This is a genomic window from Enterobacter sp. SGAir0187 (assembly GCF_002952735.2).
Classification (GTDB): Bacteria; Pseudomonadota; Gammaproteobacteria; order Enterobacterales; family Enterobacteriaceae; genus Enterobacter; species Enterobacter quasiroggenkampii.
Genome location: NZ_CP025034.2, coordinates 2,820,414 through 2,836,653, shown reverse-complemented (window position 1 = coordinate 2,836,653; position 16,240 = coordinate 2,820,414). Strand labels below are relative to the sequence as shown.

Annotated in this window: 16 protein-coding genes; 3 read left to right on the top strand and 13 right to left on the bottom strand. The window is 56.2% G+C overall.

Annotated features, from left to right (window positions below; all coding sequences use genetic code 11):
- Window positions 1-78 precede the first annotated feature (78 nt).
- Genes hemG through pepQ form a run of 4 tightly spaced genes read right to left on the bottom strand, consistent with a single transcriptional unit; the run spans window position 79 to window position 4,071 of the window.
- On the bottom strand, window positions 79-624 hold the full coding sequence (hemG, locus tag CWR52_RS13610) for a menaquinone-dependent protoporphyrinogen IX dehydrogenase (protein ID WP_104949908.1): 546 nt from the start codon (window positions 622-624) through the stop codon (window positions 79-81).
- Between the two features lie 10 nt (window positions 625-634).
- Complete coding sequence (gene trkH, locus CWR52_RS13605) at window positions 635-2,086, bottom strand: Trk system potassium transporter TrkH (protein ID WP_013099227.1); 1,452 nt, start codon at window positions 2,084-2,086, stop codon at window positions 635-637.
- 39 nt (window positions 2,087-2,125) lie between these two features.
- On the bottom strand, window positions 2,126-2,740 hold the full coding sequence (locus tag CWR52_RS13600) for an IMPACT family protein (protein WP_024908007.1): 615 nt from the start codon (window positions 2,738-2,740) through the stop codon (window positions 2,126-2,128).
- Complete coding sequence (gene pepQ, locus CWR52_RS13595; RefSeq protein ID WP_104949907.1) at window positions 2,740-4,071, bottom strand: Xaa-Pro dipeptidase; 1,332 nt, start codon at window positions 4,069-4,071, stop codon at window positions 2,740-2,742. Before pepQ ends, CWR52_RS13600 begins: the two co-directional genes overlap by 1 nt.
- Before the next feature lie 189 nt (window positions 4,072-4,260).
- On the opposite strand from pepQ, the gene fadB reads away from it, so the two are divergent.
- Together fadB and fadA are read left to right on the top strand one after the other, a co-directional pair.
- Entirely contained in the window at window positions 4,261-6,450 is a 2,190-nt protein-coding gene (gene fadB, locus CWR52_RS13585; RefSeq protein ID WP_104949906.1) for a fatty acid oxidation complex subunit alpha FadB, read from the top strand.
- Window positions 6,451-6,459: 9 nt separating this feature from the next.
- Window positions 6,460-7,623: an acetyl-CoA C-acyltransferase FadA gene (gene fadA / locus CWR52_RS13580; RefSeq protein WP_008501515.1), complete on the top strand. Its 1,164-nt coding sequence runs from the start codon at window positions 6,460-6,462 to the stop codon at window positions 7,621-7,623.
- Window positions 7,624-7,805: 182 nt separating this feature from the next.
- Here fadA and fre read toward each other — a convergent pair whose 3' ends face one another.
- Both fre and ubiD read right to left on the bottom strand, forming a co-directional pair.
- On the bottom strand, window positions 7,806-8,507 hold the full coding sequence (fre, locus tag CWR52_RS13575; RefSeq protein ID WP_008501516.1) for an NAD(P)H-flavin reductase: 702 nt from the start codon (window positions 8,505-8,507) through the stop codon (window positions 7,806-7,808).
- A gap of 42 nt (window positions 8,508-8,549) precedes the next feature.
- Window positions 8,550-10,043 carry a 4-hydroxy-3-polyprenylbenzoate decarboxylase gene (gene ubiD, locus CWR52_RS13570; RefSeq protein WP_104949905.1) on the bottom strand — a complete coding sequence of 498 codons (1,494 nt, stop codon included), beginning with the start codon at window positions 10,041-10,043 and terminating at the stop codon, window positions 8,550-8,552.
- 170 nt (window positions 10,044-10,213) lie between these two features.
- Between ubiD and rfaH the strand changes: the two genes are divergently transcribed.
- Entirely contained in the window at window positions 10,214-10,705 is a 492-nt protein-coding gene (gene rfaH / locus CWR52_RS13565) for a transcription/translation regulatory transformer protein RfaH (RefSeq protein ID WP_028015881.1), read from the top strand.
- Here the strand turns inward: rfaH and tatD are convergent.
- The 7 genes from tatD to ubiE form a co-directional block, all read right to left on the bottom strand.
- Window positions 10,702-11,484, bottom strand: coding sequence for a 3'-5' ssDNA/RNA exonuclease TatD (tatD, locus tag CWR52_RS13560; RefSeq protein ID WP_104949904.1), 783 nt, complete (start codon window positions 11,482-11,484; stop codon window positions 10,702-10,704). The two genes, rfaH and tatD, sit on opposite strands and share 4 nt — an antisense overlap.
- Window positions 11,485-11,525: 41 nt before the next feature.
- On the bottom strand, window positions 11,526-12,296 hold the full coding sequence (gene tatC / locus CWR52_RS13555; RefSeq protein WP_045909218.1) for a Sec-independent protein translocase subunit TatC: 771 nt from the start codon (window positions 12,294-12,296) through the stop codon (window positions 11,526-11,528).
- Window positions 12,297-12,298: 2 nt separating this feature from the next.
- The gene (gene tatB, locus CWR52_RS13550; RefSeq protein ID WP_008501521.1) at window positions 12,299-12,841 is read right to left on the bottom strand and encodes a Sec-independent protein translocase protein TatB; all 543 of its coding nucleotides are present in this window, start codon (window positions 12,839-12,841) and stop codon (window positions 12,299-12,301) included.
- Between the two features lie 3 nt (window positions 12,842-12,844).
- Window positions 12,845-13,099, bottom strand: coding sequence for a Sec-independent protein translocase subunit TatA (gene tatA, locus CWR52_RS13545; protein ID WP_020882874.1), 255 nt, complete (start codon window positions 13,097-13,099; stop codon window positions 12,845-12,847).
- Between the two features lie 76 nt (window positions 13,100-13,175).
- The gene (gene ubiB, locus CWR52_RS13540) at window positions 13,176-14,816 is read right to left on the bottom strand and encodes a ubiquinone biosynthesis regulatory protein kinase UbiB (protein WP_104949903.1); all 1,641 of its coding nucleotides are present in this window, start codon (window positions 14,814-14,816) and stop codon (window positions 13,176-13,178) included.
- A complete protein-coding gene (ubiJ, locus tag CWR52_RS13535; RefSeq protein WP_045403845.1) occupies window positions 14,813-15,418 on the bottom strand; it encodes a ubiquinone biosynthesis protein UbiJ in 606 nt (201 codons plus the stop codon). Before ubiJ ends, ubiB begins: the two co-directional genes overlap by 4 nt.
- A gap of 13 nt (window positions 15,419-15,431) precedes the next feature.
- On the bottom strand, window positions 15,432-16,187 hold the full coding sequence (gene ubiE, locus CWR52_RS13530; RefSeq protein WP_023309612.1) for a bifunctional demethylmenaquinone methyltransferase/2-methoxy-6-polyprenyl-1,4-benzoquinol methylase UbiE: 756 nt from the start codon (window positions 16,185-16,187) through the stop codon (window positions 15,432-15,434).
- Window positions 16,188-16,240 lie beyond the last annotated feature (53 nt).

Here is a 16,240-nt window from a genome sequence, read left to right as displayed (position 1 = left end):
CATTATAGGGAGTTATTCTGAAGTGACAAGCACAAAATACAAAAAACTTTTCGTTCGCTCACTTTTCAAACTTAACGCTTATTTATGTCGCGAATCGCCCGTTAAATGTTCGATTTCTCGCGCAAAACTGGCTACCTGCGACCAGTCGGTATAAACCACTTCTTTACGCGTGTCGGTTTCGCCCCCCGTCATCTTCATAATAAGACGGATCATAAAGCGGTCATACCAACGGTAGCGAGGGTAGCGCAGCGCGCCGGCAAAGACGGCGCACAGTTCTGGCTGCCACGGCGAGTTGAGTAAAAACTTGCGCGTGTAGCTGTTGGTCTGCGGCGTGCGCTTCTCGGGTTTACGCGCGACCAAATTGACCGAGTAAAACGCACCGGGCAATTTGTTGAGCACCGCCGTGTGCTTTTTCACAAAGCGATCCAGCGCCGGATGGAAATGCCCGTAACGAATAGATGCACCAATCACCACGCGATCGTAATCCTGCCAGGTAATCTGATCCGCACGGTTCAGGTTTACCACATCCGAGTAAATCCCCAGCTCTTTGAGTTCAGATGCCAGATAGGCGGCAATCTCACGCGTTTGCCCGTCTCGCGTAGAGAAAAGAATCAGTGTTTTCATCAACGGCTCCTTACTCGCGCCAGAATGTAGGGGTGAACAGCACCAGCAGCGTAAAGACCTCAAGACGACCAAACAGCATATTGGCGATGAGGATCCATTTCGCGACAGGGTTCATACTGGCAAAGTTATCCGCCACCACGCCCAGGCCAGGCCCGAGGTTATTCAATGTTGCGACGACGGACGCAAAGGCGGAGAAATCATCCACTCCCGTCGCGATAATCGCCAGCATGCTGACGATAAAGACCAGCGCATACGCCGAGAAGAATCCCCACACCGCTTCGAGGATACGTTCCGGCAGCGCGCGGTTCCCCAGCTTGATGCTGTAGACCGCGTTCGGGTGGACCAGACGCTTCAGCTCACGGTTGCCCTGCTTAAACAGCAGCAGAATACGGATCACCTTCAGGCCACCACCCGTCGACCCCGCACAGCCGCCGATAAACGCGGAGCAGAGCAGAAGCACCGGCAGGAACAGCGGCCAACGGGCGATGCTGTCCGTGGTAAACCCGGCGGTTGTCGCCATCGATACCACCTGGAAGAAAGCCTGGTTTAGCGTGGTCAATGCGGAGTTATAGACATCATGGAACCAGAGCACCAGGGTACAGATGACAACCAGCGTCAGCTGGACGCCAATAAACATGCGGAACTCAGGGTCACGCCAGTACACCTTCAGGCTGCGCCCGCTCAGTAAAGAGAAGTGCAGACCGTAGTTACAGCCTGAAATCAGCAGGAAAATGGCAATAATCGTGTTAATCGTTGGGCTGTCGAAATAGCCCACGCTGGCATCGTGGGTAGAGAACCCGCCAATCGCAATCGTTGCAAAACTGTGCCCGATAGCATCAAACGCGGGCATCCCGGCAAACCATAGCGCCAGCGCACAGGCGACAGTCAGCAAGACATAAATCAGCCACAGGGTTTTCGCCGTCTCGGCAATACGCGGCCGCATCTTATTGTCTTTCAGCGGCCCGGGCATTTCGGCGCGATAAAGCTGCATCCCCCCAACGCCCAGTATAGGCAGGATAGCTACCGCCAGGACGATGATCCCCATACCGCCAAACCACTGCAGCATCTGACGATAAAAGAGAATCGCGTGCGGCAGCGAATCCAGTCCTACCAGCGTCGTCGCCCCGGTCGTCGTTAAGCCGGAGAAGGATTCAAAGAAGGCATCCGTGATGCTCAGGTTAGGCTGTTCAGAGAAGATAAAGGGCAGCGAACCGACGCTCCCCAGCACCGTCCAGAACAGCACGACGATCAGAAACCCTTCGCGAGATTTCAGTTCACCTTTCTGACGACGGTTCGGCCACCACAGCAGAGAGCCGATCGCCAGCGCGACAAAGAAGGTCTGGGTAAATGCCCGCCCCGCGCCGTCCCGGTAGATAAGCGCCACCAGTCCAGGGAGAATCATCGTCCCGGAAAAGAGTATGACCAGCAGTCCAACGATTCGGGTTATGGCACGAAAATGCATCTCTGCCGCTTCCTTTGGTATTCAAAAGTGAGGTGGGGATTATTCTTCAATCGGCAGCAATTGCAACGAACCACGACTAAAATCAGCCAGTTTTGCTGAAAAAGCAGCCAGTTCCGCCTGAGGAAGCGCCACGCGTAATTGCACCATCGCCTGATATTCACTGTGTGCGATGACACCGTTAAACTGCCTCAGCAGCGCTTCAATACCCGAGAGCTGGGCGTAATCGCATAATAAAGTATATTCGGTAAGCGGCGTTTTGCGGGTAGTGACCAGCATATTAAGCGCCTGCTGCACGCCCCCGCCATAGGCTTTAACCAGCCCACCGGTGCCTAACAAAATGCCGCCGTAGTAACGCACCACCACGGCGGTTATTTCGCCCACGCCGCTGCCCATTAGCTGGGAGAGCATGGGTTTACCGGCCGTGCCCGCCGGTTCACCGTCATCGGAAAACCCCAGCTGCTGCGAATCGTCCGGCGGCCCTGCTACCCACGCCACGCAGTGGTGACGGGCGTCAGGATGCTCAGCCCGGACGGACTCGACAAACGCTTTTGCCGCCTCTACGCCGTCGGTATGCGCCAGCAGGGTAATAAAGCGGCTTTTCTTGATTTCCTCAACAAAGGTGACCGGTTCAGCCGGTATCAGCCAGCTTTCCATCAGGCCAGCTTCAGGTCTCGCGTCATATTCTCGATACCGTTTTCGTGAATCACCACGTTATCTTCGATACGAATACCGCCAAACGGCTTCAGCGCGTCAATTTTTTCCCAGTTGAAGTGCTTGCTGAACTGGCCTTCACGCCACGGCGCCAGCAGGGATTCGATAAAGTAGATCCCCGGTTCAATCGTCAGCACCATGCGCGGTTCCAGAATACGGGTGCAGCGCAGGTAAGGATATTTAGACGGTGCCGCCAGGTGTGTACCGGTATCATCCTGCATAAAGCCCGCAACGTCGTGCACCTGCAGGCCCAGCGGGTGACCAATGCCGTGCGGCATGAAGGGCCCGGTCAGATCGTTCTCGACCATCGCCTCTTCGCTCATGTCTTTCACAATCTGGTGCTTACGCAGCAGTTTGGCGATGCGCTGATGGAACTGGATGTGGTAATCCACATAGCTGGTGCCCGCCTTCATGGTGGCAATCAGCGCCAGCTGTTCATCGTTCACGTCTTTGATCAGCTGCGCGAACTCGGTATCCGCATTCGCCGCCCAGGTGCGGGTCAGGTCGGCCGCGTAGCCGTTGTACTCTGCCCCTGCGTCCAGCAGGAAGCTGCGCATTTCCGACGGAACCTGGTGATCCAGCTTGGTGTAGTGCAGGACGGACGCGTGCTCGTTGAGCGCGACAATGTTGCTGTACGGCACGTCGGTATCACGGTGGCCTGTCGCGGTCAGATAGGCCTGATTGATGTCGAACTCGCTCATGCCGGACTGGAAGGCTTCATGCGCGGCACGGTGGCCGTTCACCGCCGTTTTTTGCGCTTCACGCATACAGTAAAGTTCGTAGTCGGTTTTATACGCGCGGTAATAGTGGAGGTAATCCAGCACCCCTTTCGGGTTGAGTTTGTCTGCCGCAATATCCAGGCCCAATGCACGCTCCGGAACAGGGCCGATATAGGCGATGTTGCCACGCGCGGCAGGCAGCTGGCCGCCAATACCGTCCGCTTTTGGCAGCGCAATGACCTCAATCTCTTCCGTCCAGAATGAGGTCGGCAGCGGCTCAACGTTGTGCCAGTAATCGACCGGCAGGTAGAACCACAGTTTCGGCTTGTTCACGCCATCCACCAGCAGCCAGCAGTTGGGCACCTGCGTCACCGGCACCCACGCCTTAAATTGTGGGTTCACCTTGAACGGATAAGCGTGGTCATCCAGAAAGGTATTCATCAGCTCGCCGGAGTGGATCAGCAGCGCATCCAGCTTAAAGCGGGCCAGTACATCGCGGGTACGTTCCTGTAGGGTAACGATATGATTTTTATAAAGCGAAGCCAGTGAGTCCATCATTATTCCTTTCGTTTTTTGACCTCAAGTCATCGCATCTTAGCACACCTCACTCCGCCTGCGTGATTTCCACCGACCGTGATCAATGCAGCAATTTCTTAATGAGTAATTTGCATTTTATTAACATAAATCCCACACTCCGATTCATCTGGTATGACCAGATCCAATTGCTGGATTCAGGAGACTGACATGCTCTACAAAGGCGACACCCTGTACCTCAACTGGCTGGAAGATGGCATTGCAGAACTGGTGTTCGATGCCCCCGGCTCAGTGAACAAGCTTGATACCGCGACGGTGGCCAGTCTTGGCCAGGCGCTGGATGTTCTTGAAAAACAACCTGAATTAAAAGGGCTGCTGCTGCGTTCGAACAAAGCGGCCTTTATCGTCGGTGCTGATATCACCGAGTTCCTTTCGCTGTTCCTGGTCCCGGAAGAACAGCTGAGCCAGTGGCTGCACTTTGCCAACAGCGTCTTTAATCGTCTGGAAGATCTGCCTGTCCCGACTATTTCCGCCGTTAACGGCTATGCGCTGGGCGGTGGCTGCGAGTGCGTGCTGGCGACCGACTATCGCCTGGCGACGCCGGACCTGCGCATCGGCCTGCCGGAAACCAAGCTGGGCATTATGCCGGGCTTTGGCGGCTCCGTCCGTATGCCGCGCATGCTCGGTGCCGACAGCGCGCTGGAGATCATTGCCGCGGGTAAAGATGTCGGCGCAGAACAGGCGCAGAAAATTGGCCTGGTCGACGGCGTTGTAAAACCTGAGAAGCTTGTTGAAGGCGCACTCGCCATTCTGCGTCAGGCGATAAAAGGCGAACTCGACTGGAAAGCCAAACGCCAGCCGAAGCTGGAACCGTTAAAACTCAGCAAGATTGAAGCCACCATGAGCTTCACCATCGCCAAAGGCATGGTGATGCAGACGGCGGGTAAACACTACCCGGCACCAATCACGGCGGTGAAAACCATTGAAGCGGCTGCCCGTCTCGGACGCGATGAAGCGCTGAAGCTCGAAAACCAGAGCTTTGTCCCGCTGGCGCACACCAATGAAGCGCGCGCGCTGGTCGGTATCTTCCTGAACGATCAGTTCGTGAAAGGCAAAGCCAAACAGCTGACCAAAAACGTTGAGACGCCAAAACATGCGGCGGTACTCGGCGCGGGCATTATGGGTGGCGGCATCGCTTACCAGTCAGCCTGGAAAGGCGTGCCGGTGGTGATGAAAGACATCAACGAGAAATCCCTGACGTTGGGCATGACCGAAGCGGCCAAGCTGCTGAATAAACAGCTGGAACGCGGCAAAATTGACGGGCTGAAGCTCGCAGGCGTGATCTCCACCATTCAGCCCGTGCTGGAATACAGCGGTTTTGATCGTGTCGACGTGGTGGTCGAAGCCGTCGTCGAGAACCCGAAGGTTAAAAAAGCGGTGCTGGCGGAAACGGAAGACAAGGTTCGCCCGGATACCGTGCTGGCCTCTAACACCTCCACCATTCCAATCAGCGAACTGGCGAGCGTGCTGAAGCGTCCGGAAAACTTCTGCGGTATGCACTTCTTCAACCCGGTACACCGTATGCCGCTGGTCGAAGTGATCCGTGGGGAAAAAACCTCTGACGACACCATCGCCAAAGTGGTGGCCTGGGCCAGCAAGATGGGCAAAACGCCGATCGTCGTTAACGATTGTCCGGGCTTCTTCGTCAACCGCGTGCTGTTCCCTTATTTCGCCGGTTTTAGCCAGCTGCTGCGCGACGGCGCGGACTTCCGCAAAATCGACAAAGTGATGGAAAAACAGTTCGGCTGGCCGATGGGACCGGCGTATCTGCTGGACGTTGTGGGCATTGATACCGCCCACCACGCCCAGGCGGTAATGGCGGCAGGCTTCCCGCAGCGCATGCAGAAAGACTATCGCGACGCCATTGACGCGCTGTTCGACGCTAACCGCTTCGGCCAGAAAAACGGCCTGGGCTTCTGGCGCTATAAAGAAGACAGCAAGGGCAAACCGAAGAAAGAAGAAGACGCGGCGGTGGATAGCCTGCTGGCCGATGTCAGTCAGCCGAAACGCGACTTCACCGACGATGAGATCATCGCCCGTATGATGATTCCGATGATCAACGAAGTGGTGCGTTGCCTCGAAGAAGGCATTATCGCCAGCCCGGCAGAAGCCGACATGGCGCTGGTGTATGGCCTCGGCTTCCCTCCGTTCCACGGCGGCGCGTTCCGCTGGCTGGACACACTCGGCAGCGCCCGCTATCTCGATATGGCTCAGCAGTATCAGCACCTCGGCCCGCTGTATGAAGTGCCGGAAGGGCTGCGTAACAAAGCGCGCCATAACGAACCCTACTATCCCGCAGTTGAGCCAGCCCGTCCGGTTGGCGAGCTGAAAACGGCTTAAGGAGTCACAATGGAAAAGGTTGTCATTGTTGATGCGATTCGCACCCCGATGGGCCGTTCAAAAGGCGGCGCGTTCCGTAACGTGCGTGCGGAAGACCTCTCCGCGCACCTGATGCGTAGCCTGCTGGCGCGTAACCCGGCGCTGGATCCGGCTGCGCTCGACGATATCTACTGGGGCTGCGTGCAGCAGACTCTGGAGCAGGGCTTCAACATCGCCCGCAACGCGTCGCTGCTGGCGGAGATCCCGCATTCGGTTCCGGCCGTCACCGTTAACCGCCTGTGCGGTTCATCAATGCAGGCGCTGCACGACGCGGCCCGCATGATCATGACCGGCGATGCGCAGGCTTGCCTGGTCGGTGGCGTCGAGCACATGGGCCACGTGCCGATGAGCCACGGGGTCGATTTCCATCCAGGCATGAGCCGCAACGTGGCGAAAGCTGCGGGAATGATGGGTCTGACCGCGGAGATGCTCTCCCGCCTGCACGGCATCAGCCGCGAAATGCAGGATGCCTTTGCCGCGCGCTCTCACGCTCGCGCCTGGGCCGCCACGCAGTCTGGTGCCTTTAAGAACGAGATCATCCCTACCGGCGGCCACGATGCAGACGGCGTTCTGAAGCAGTTCAGCTACGACGAAGTCATCCGCCCGGAAACCACCGTCGAAGCGCTTTCCACGCTGCGTCCGGCGTTTGACCCCGTCACCGGTACAGTCACGGCAGGAACCTCGTCGGCGTTGTCCGACGGTGCCGCCGCGATGCTGGTGATGAGCGAAAGCCGCGCCCGCGAGCTGGGCTTAACCCCTCGCGCTCGGGTACGTTCGATGGCGGTCGTGGGCTGCGATCCGTCGATCATGGGCTACGGCCCGGTTCCGGCCTCGAAGCTGGCGCTGAAAAAAGCGGGCTTAACCGCCAGCGACATCGATCTCTTTGAGATGAACGAAGCGTTCGCCGCGCAGATCCTGCCGTGCATTAAAGATCTGGGGCTGATGGAGCAGATCGACGAGAAGATTAACCTCAACGGCGGCGCGATCGCCCTCGGTCACCCGCTGGGCTGTTCCGGGGCGCGTATCAGCACGACGCTGATCAACCTGATGGAACGCAAAGATGCCCAGTTTGGTCTGGCAACGATGTGTATCGGTCTGGGTCAGGGTATCGCGACGGTGTTTGAGAGAGTGTAAGTAAGGAAAAGTATCTCAAAGCCAATGGCGTCAGAACAAGGCGGCAAGCGAGCGAATCCCGATGAGCTTACATTAGTAAGTGATTCGGGTGAACGAGCGCAGCCAACGCAGTTATGGCGCCATTGGCGAAGAGAGACAGTTTAGTTGCCGTTCTTCCCGCCTGTCAGGGGCGGGTTTTTTATTTAAATGAAGGCAAACGCATCGCCAAACAGGCGGTCTTCACGCGCATCACGTTCGTTACAGAACAGATCGCGGGCGATTTTCGCCATCTCGAAACGCCCTGCAATGTAAATATCGTGCCCCGCCAGCGTACCGTGATCCTGCAGCACTGCCGTCAGCACCGTCCCGCTACGCCCGCGCCAGCCCTCTTCCGGCTGCTCAACCACCGGCTCAATACGCAGGTTAGGATGGGTGACGCTCAGCGCTTCCAGTTCAGACAGGTCATACAGGTGTTTCTCTTCACGGCCACCCCAGTAGATCGTGATATCACGGTCAGGGTTACGCGCCAGGGCGGTCAACAGAATGGAGCGCACGTAGGAGAAGCCTGTACCACCAGCAATCAGGATCAGCGGACGGTCTTCGTCATCGCGCAGCCACGCATCACCGTGCGGAATATCCACTACGATCTCGCGCTCTTTCAGAATGCGGTCCATGACGGCCATCGCATACAGGTTAAGCTCTGACGCACCGATATGAAGCTCAATAAATTCCTGCTCCGCTGGCGTGGAGGCCATGGAGAAAGGACGCTTATCACGCTCATCCATCACGACCATCAGGTACTGACCCGCGCGGAAAGAGAATGGCGCTTCTGGCACTAAACGGACGCGATATACGGTGTCGGTGATGGCATCTACCGAGGTCACTTTACAGCTTAAGGTTGTCATTCGCTCTCTCTGTCGGGAAGTCTATAGGGCTTAACGGTCAGCTCAGGGTTTACCGTTATTCATTATGGCCAGCTCGTCCCAGATCGCGTCAATGCGCGCGGTCACAGCAGGATCTTTTTTGATCGGGCGACCCCATTCACGGTCGGTTTCGCCAGGCCATTTATTTGTGGCATCCAGTCCCATCTTTGAGCCAAGACCGGAAACCGGCGAGGCAAAATCCAGATAATCAATCGGCGTGTTTTCGACTAACACCGTATCGCGCGCCGGGTCCATTCGCGTGGTAATGGCCCAGATTACGTCATTCCAGTCGCGGGCGTTAACGTCATCATCGCAGACAATAACAAATTTGGTATACATAAACTGGCGCAGGAAAGACCACACGCCCATCATCACGCGTTTAGCATGGCCTGGATACTGCTTCTTCATCGTGACCACCGCCATGCGATACGAGCATCCTTCAGGCGGCAGATAAAAATCAACAATTTCCGGGAACTGCTTTTGCAGGATCGGCACAAACACTTCGTTCAGCGCCACGCCCAGTACCGCCGGTTCATCCGGTGGACGCCCGGTATACGTGGAGTGATAAATCGCATCTTCACGCTGCGTAATGTGCGTCACGGTAAACACCGGGAAGTTATCCACTTCGTTGTAATAGCCGGTGTGGTCGCCGTAAGGGCCTTCCGGCGCCATTTCACCCGGTTCAATGTAACCTTCCAGCACAATTTCTGCACTGGCCGGGACTTCAAGATCGTTAGAGATACACTTCACGACTTCGGTTTTCGTTCCGCGCAGCAGGCCTGCAAACGCATATTCAGAAAGGGTATCCGGCACGGGGGTGACGGCTCCCAGAATGGTGGCCGGATCGGCGCCTAAAGCGACAGACACCGGGAAACGCTCCCCCGGACGCGCAGCACACCACTCCTGGAAATCCAGCGCGCCGCCGCGATGCGACAGCCAGCGCATAATGAGCTTATTCTTGCCAATCAACTGCTGGCGATAAATACCGAGGTTTTGCCGCTCTTTGTGCGGGCCGCGCGTAACGGTGAGCCCCCAGGTGATCAGCGGCGCAGCATCTTCCGGCCAGCACTGCATGATAGGGATTTTAGTCAAATCAACCGCATCGCCTTCCAGCACCTTCTGCTGGCACGGCGCGCCGCGCAGGCGTTTAGTGGGCATGTTCAGCACCTGCTTAAACTGCGGCAGCTTGTCGAACAGATCGCGGAAGCCTTTCGGCGGCTCCGGCTCTTTCAGGAAGGCCAGCAGCTTACCGACTTCGCGCAGGGCCGTGACGTCTTCCTGCCCCATCCCCAGTGCGACGCGACGCGGTGTACCAAACAGGTTGCACAGCACCGGCATGGCGTACCCTTTAGGATTTTCAAACAGTAACGCGGGGCCACCGGCACGCAGGGTGCGGTCAGCAATTTCTGTCATCTCCAGATAAGGATCAACAGGAAGTGTAATACGTTTGAGTTCACCCTGCTTTTCCAGCAGCGTCAGGAAGTCGCGGAGATCGTGGTATTTCATGCAGTTAATCATGGCCTCTCTGTAAGCGCTTCATTATACGGCGTAAGCCTGCTTGATGCTGTAATTTTGTTAAATTAGCGTGAAGTTATGCGTTCTGTCCCATTTTCGCCCATTATAATCAACTTAGCGATCCCGCCAGGGTTTTGATATGCTTGCGCCCCGAACTAAGGGAAAGAGTGATTATGCAGGCCTGGTATTTACTGTATTGCAAACGCGGGCAACTTCAGCGCGCGCAGGAACATCTTGAACGTCAGTCTGTCAATTGCCTGACGCCCGTGATCACGCTTGAAAAAATGCAGCGCGGGAAGCGTACAACCGTGAGCGAGCCGTTGTTCCCGAACTACCTGTTCGTGGAGTTCGACCCGGAGGTGATCCACACCACCACCATCAGCGCCACGCGCGGCGTCAGCCATTTTGTTCGCTTTGGCGCTCACCCCGCGACGGTTCCCTCATCGGTGATCCACCAGCTGTCGATTTATCAGCAGCCCGAAGGCCTTACCGACCCGGAAACACCCTACACGGGCGATAGCGTCGTGATTACCGAAGGGGCTTTCGAAGGCCTGCAGGCGATTTTTGCCGAGCCGGACGGGGAAGCGCGCTCCATGCTGTTGCTTAATCTGCTGAACAAGCAGGTGCTGCAGAGCGTTAAAAACACCGACTTCCGTAAACTTTAAACGTTTATCCCGAACAGCTTACGCACGTTGTCATCCGTCTGCGCGGAAAGCCAGTGCGGATCTTCTCCGCGCCACGTCGCGACGCGCTCAACAATGTGCCCCAGATAAGCGGGTTCATTGCGTCGCGATGCCGGTTTGGGTTTCATATCGCGTGGCAGCAGATAAGGCGCATCCGTTTCAAGGAGCAACCGGTTAGCCGGGATCGCCGGTAGCAGTTCCCGAAGCTCAAGCCCGCGGCGCTCATCGCAAACCCAGCCGGTAATCCCCAGATAAAGCCCGCGCTCCAGACACTCCAGGGCCTCCTGCCGTGAGCCGGTAAAACAGTGCAGCACCGCGCCGGGGAGTTTCTCGAGCCACGGATCCAGCAGAGTCAGGAAACGTTCATGCGCGTCGCGGCAGTGCATAAATACGGGCATTTCAAGCTCTGCCGCCAGCGCAAGCTGGGCAGTGAACGCCTTTTCCTGCTCTTCAGGCGTGGAAAAGTTACGGTTGAAATCGAGGCCGCATTCGCCAATCGCCACCACTTCCGGTGTCTTCGCCAGCCTGCGCAGCATTTCACCGCTTTCCGGGGTCCACTGGCTGCTGTCGTGAGGATGCACGCCCGCGGTAGACCAACAGCGTTCGTAGCGTTGCGCCAACTGCTGCGCCTGCTCGCTCTCATGCAGGTTGGTGCCCGTCAGCAGCAGTCCTTTCACCCCGGCGGCAAACGCGCGCGCAACCACCTCATCGCGATCTTTCGCAAACTGCGAACTGGTCAGATTGAGTCCGATATCAAACATGCGAATCCCCATATAACAACCGCCCTGACGGGCGGCTGGTTTTACTCTTCAGTGGTCTTGTCGGACGTCGCGTCTTCGTCATCCGACCGACGCCCTTTACCCACGTAGAACCGTGAGAAGAAGACACCGACCTCAAACAGGCAGTACATCGGTATGGCCAGCAGCGTCTGGGAGAATACATCCGGCGGGGTCAACAGCATGCCGACAACGAAGGCGCCGACCAGGATATACGGACGCTTCTTACGCAGGTCATCGGGTGTGGTTACCCCTACCCAGCAGAGCAGCACAATGGCCACCGGCACTTCGAATGCCACGCCAAACGCCATAAACAGCGCCATCACAAAGCTAAGATAGCTGGCGATATCCGTCGACACCTGGACCCCTTCCGGCGCGGTATGCGTCAGGAAGCCGAAGGCCAGCGGGAAGACAACGAAATAGGCAAACGCCATGCCGATATAGAACAGCAGCGAACTGGATACCAGCAGCGGAATGACCAGCTTGCGTTCGTGCTTATACAGTGCCGGCGCCACAAAGGCCCACACCTGGTACAGAATCACGGGCGCAGAGGCAATCAACGACACCCAAAAGGTCAACTTGATGGGAGTAAAGAACGGAGAAGCAACGTCTGTTGCAATCATCGTTGCGCCCAGCGGCATCTGCTTGATCAGCGGCGCAGAAACCACCTGGTAGATATCGTTGGCGAAATAGACCAGGCATAGAAAAATAACGAGAACCGCAATAATGCAGTTTAACAGACGCTTACGCAGCTCTATGAGGTGCGTAATTAGCGGTTGAGTATCATCTACAGCCATGTTTACGCTTTATCACTCGACGAGGGGGATGATTCGGAAACGGGCGCGGCGGGTTTTGCCTCGGCAGCGTTAACCACGGGCTTTTCCGGCTGCACCTGCTTTTTCACTTCGGTTTCCTGCGGCGTCTGTTCAGGCGCAGCAGCCTGATGTTCAGCGCTGGCAGGCGTTACGCCTTCACGCTGCTCTTCGCTGCCCTTCACCACCGGGTTATGGATGGTGTTTGCTTCATCGCTCGCTTTTTCAGGATCGTTAATGCTGTAGGAGCGCTTCATGGATTCCGCCGCTTCGCGCAGCTCATCCATTGACGCTTTCAGTTCCGGCGTCAGGTTATCCATGCTCGCCTTCTCAACCTTTTTCAGGCTTTCCTGAAATTCCTGCAGCTTAAGCTCCTGAGCCAGTTCATTCTGAACAGTCGATGCCAGCGATCTCAGCGCACGAACCCAGCCCGCAACGGTTTTAACCGCCACCGGCAGACGCTGAGGTCCCAACACGATCAGGCCAATCACAAAGACCAGCAGGAGCTCACTAAAACCAATGTCGAACACGACTTACACCTGCTCTTTATCGTGGCGTTTAGCGTCTTCCTTTTTGGCTTCTTCTTGCTTGTCGGAGATGGATTTAGCAGTAAAGTCAGCGTCCTGGCTGGTTTTATCCTGCTTGCTCTCATCATCGCTCATCGCTTTCTTGAAGCCTTTGATAGACGCGCCCAGATCGGAACCAATAGAACCGAGCTTTTTGGTGCCAAACAACAGCACGACGATGACGGCAATGATCAACAATTGCCAGATACTGATACCACCCATACACGTTCCTCAGGGATAGATGATTAATGAGTCAGGTCGCATTATACGTATGCGACCCGTCGATAGCGACGCAAACTCAGCGCGTTTTTCGCCATCCGGCAAGCCAGACAACCACCCCGGCGGCCATCAGCCAGGCGGGCATCATCTGCCACTCCGGGCGGTTGATCAGCAGCAACGTACCGCTCAGCAGCAGCGTTGCGCCAATCCCAAAGAGATAGCGTGACTGGCCCTGACGAACACGGCTGGACTGAAGTTCGCGAGCGATTTTATCCATGCTGTGCTGAAGGTTCTTGCTCTGACGCAAACTGTCATAAACCAGTTCAGGAATTTCAGGCATTTTTTCTATCCAGAACGGGCCTTTCTCTTTCAGCGAGCGCACCAGCGCCGGAATACCAACCTGATCCTTAATCCAGGATTCAAGGAAAGGTTTCGCGGTCTTCCACAAGTCTAACTGAGGATAGAGCTGTCGGCCTACACCCTCAACGTAAAGTAATGTTTTCTGGAGTAAAACTAGCTGTGGCTGAACTTCCATATTAAAGCGGCGAGCCGTGTTGAACAGGTTCAACAGCACATGTCCGAAGGAGATTTCCGCCAGCGGTTTTTCAAAAATCGGTTCGCAAACGGTCCGGATCGCAAACTCGAACTCTTCGACGTTGGTGTCCGGCGGCACCCAGCCGGAATCGACGTGGAGCTCGGCCACCTTACGGTAGTCGCGGTTGAAGAACGCGATGAAGTTCTCGGCCAGATAGCGTTTATCTTCTTTATTCAGCGACCCCACAATCCCGCAGTCGATACCAATATACTTCGGATCCTCAGGGTGCTCGTAGCTCACGAAGATATTGCCCGGGTGCATGTCCGCATGGAAAAAGCTGTCGCGGAACACCTGGGTGAAGAAGACCTGAACGCCACGCTCGGCCAACAGCTTCATGTTCGTTCCCTGCTTCTCCAGGGCCACCACATCCGAAACCGGAATACCGTAGATACGCTCCATCACCATCATGTTCTGGCTGCAGTAGTCAGAATAGACTTCAGGGACATAGAGCATCGGGCTGTTTTCAAAGTTGCGACGCAGCTGAATGGCGTTTGCCGATTCACGCAGCAGGTTAAGCTCATCAATGAGCGTTTTTTCATATTCCCGCACCACTTCCATTGGACGCAAACGACGTCCGTCCGGAAGCAGACGCGGCACCCAGCGCGCCAGACGATAAATCAGCTTCATGTCTGCTTTGATGATGGGCAGGATGTCCGGACGAATGACCTTAATAACCACTTCCTTGCCATTTTCTCTCAGGCGCGCGGTGTGCACCTGAGCGATAGAGGCCGATGCCAGTGGCTGAATATCGAAATCGTCAAACCAGGTCTCAATGGGAATGTTGCCCATCGCCTCTTCAATTTGCTTTTTCGCGCGCGCACCGTCAAACGGTGCGACGCGGTCCTGCAGCATCGCGAGTTCATCAGCAATCAGCGGCGGGAAGAGATCGCGGCGGGTCGAGAGCATCTGCCCGAACTTAATCCATACCGGACCGAGCTCCTGCAATGCGAGGCGCAGGCGCTCACCCAGCGGCTGACCTTTATGGCGATTAGGCATCCAGAACAGCATCCGCCGCCAGATGCGAAGCGGCAGCGTGATACGCATTTTAGGGATAAGCTCGTCGAGCCCGTAGCTCAAAAAGGTGCGAATAATGAAATAGAGGCGCCGAATTTCACCAGGCGTCATTTGCCCTCCAGTTTTTCCAGCCGTTTGGTTAAGGCATCAACCGCACGTTCAACAGCCGCGGTCTCTTCCGCAAACCATGCCACTTCCAGTGGACCAGGCGCCATTCGCCACTCCTCTGTCAGCACTTCCGCCGCATAGCGTTGCTGACGTTGCAGGCTTTTACGCGCAAAGGAGGCACCACCGTGAAGGACTTTCCCGATACCTTCAGCGGCAATGTCGCCGATAAAGGGCGCGAGCAGTTCTGCCGGGTCGAACTCCGCCAGATCGGTGAGCGCAACGAAGTTCTGCACGACCTGAATGTCACCTTCCACTTCCAGCTCACCGCTGCGGATAAGCGCCGTTAATTGCTGGCGATCGCGCAGTTTTGGCAGCACGCTCATGTGCGTGATGACCGAGCAGTCGGCGTCACCTTCCCACGCCCCCAGAACGTCAAGCTGGCGTTCGCTGAAGACCAGCACAAGCGGCGTCGAGAACTCTTTTAAAACAATACGTAATACCTTACCGTTTAGCCGCTGACGCGCTGCTTTCAGCGCCGGAGCACGATAGAGAAAAGCATTCAGTACGTTTTCGATACCTGCGGTGACTAAGGGTTTAAAGGGCACGGGACACCTCCACTCAGAACTTGTAACCGCGATGCAGCGCGACGACACCCGCCGTCAGGTTGAAATATTCAACGTTCTCAAATTCCGCATCCTGCATCATGGCTTTTAATGTGTCCTGATCCGGGTGCATACGGATAGATTCCGCCAGATAGCGGTAGCTTTCCGCGTCGTTGGCCACCAGCTCACCGATGCGCGGCAGAACGTGGAAAGAATAGGCGTCGTAAGCTTTGCTCAGCGGCTCAATAATCGGTTTGGAGAATTCGAGCACCAGCAGGCGTCCACCCGGCTTCAGCACGCGGTACATGGAGCGCAGCGCTTTTTCTTTATCGGTCACGTTACGCAGACCGAAGGAGATCGTGATGCAGTCAAAGGTATTGTCCGGGAACGGCAGCGCTTCGGCGTTTGCCTGCACATATTCCACATTCCCCACCACGCCGATGTTACGCAGCTTTTCGCGTCCCATTTTCAGCATGGAGTCATTAATATCGGCGAGGACAACGCGCCCGGTTTCGCCCACCAGACGAGAGAATTTCGCGGTTAAATCGCCCGTACCGCCGGCTAAATCCAGCACCGTTTGTCCGCGACGTACGCCGCTACAGTCAATGGTGAAGCGCTTCCACAAGCGATGAATGCCGAACGACATCAGGTCATTCATCACATCGTACTTCGCCGCCACGGAATGAAATACGTGGGCCACCATGTCAGCTTTCTGCGCTTTGGCGACAGTCTGAAAGCCAAAGTGCGTTGTGTCTTGTGAATCGTCAGCCATCTTAGAGCCTGCTTATCAGTAAAATGTTCGTGAAGTGTAACAGATTGGGCGCG

Excerpts from the sequence above, each read along its gene's own strand:
- rfaH (WP_028015881.1), top strand. The coding sequence starts at position 10,214 with ATGCAGGCCTGGTATTTACTGTATTGCAAACGCGGGCAACTTCAGCGC.
- tatC (WP_045909218.1), bottom strand. The coding sequence starts at position 12,296 with ATGGCTGTAGATGATACTCAACCGCTAATTACGCACCTCATAGAGCTG.
- CWR52_RS13600 (WP_024908007.1), bottom strand. The coding sequence starts at position 2,740 with ATGGAAAGCTGGCTGATACCGGCTGAACCGGTCACCTTTGTTGAGGAA.
- ubiD (WP_104949905.1), bottom strand. The coding sequence starts at position 10,043 with ATGATTAACTGCATGAAATACCACGATCTCCGCGACTTCCTGACGCTG.
- fadB (WP_104949906.1), top strand. The coding sequence starts at position 4,261 with ATGCTCTACAAAGGCGACACCCTGTACCTCAACTGGCTGGAAGATGGC.
- fre (WP_008501516.1), bottom strand. The coding sequence starts at position 8,507 with ATGACAACCTTAAGCTGTAAAGTGACCTCGGTAGATGCCATCACCGAC.
- tatD (WP_104949904.1), bottom strand. The coding sequence starts at position 11,484 with ATGTTTGATATCGGACTCAATCTGACCAGTTCGCAGTTTGCGAAAGAT.
- pepQ (WP_104949907.1), bottom strand. The coding sequence starts at position 4,071 with ATGGACTCACTGGCTTCGCTTTATAAAAATCATATCGTTACCCTACAG.
- fadA (WP_008501515.1), top strand. The coding sequence starts at position 6,460 with ATGGAAAAGGTTGTCATTGTTGATGCGATTCGCACCCCGATGGGCCGT.
- hemG (WP_104949908.1), bottom strand. The coding sequence starts at position 624 with ATGAAAACACTGATTCTTTTCTCTACGCGAGACGGGCAAACGCGTGAG.
- trkH (WP_013099227.1), bottom strand. The coding sequence starts at position 2,086 with ATGCATTTTCGTGCCATAACCCGAATCGTTGGACTGCTGGTCATACTC.
- tatA (WP_020882874.1), bottom strand. The coding sequence starts at position 13,099 with ATGGGTGGTATCAGTATCTGGCAATTGTTGATCATTGCCGTCATCGTC.
- ubiB (WP_104949903.1), bottom strand. The coding sequence starts at position 14,816 with ATGACGCCTGGTGAAATTCGGCGCCTCTATTTCATTATTCGCACCTTT.
- ubiE (WP_023309612.1), bottom strand. The coding sequence starts at position 16,187 with ATGGCTGACGATTCACAAGACACAACGCACTTTGGCTTTCAGACTGTC.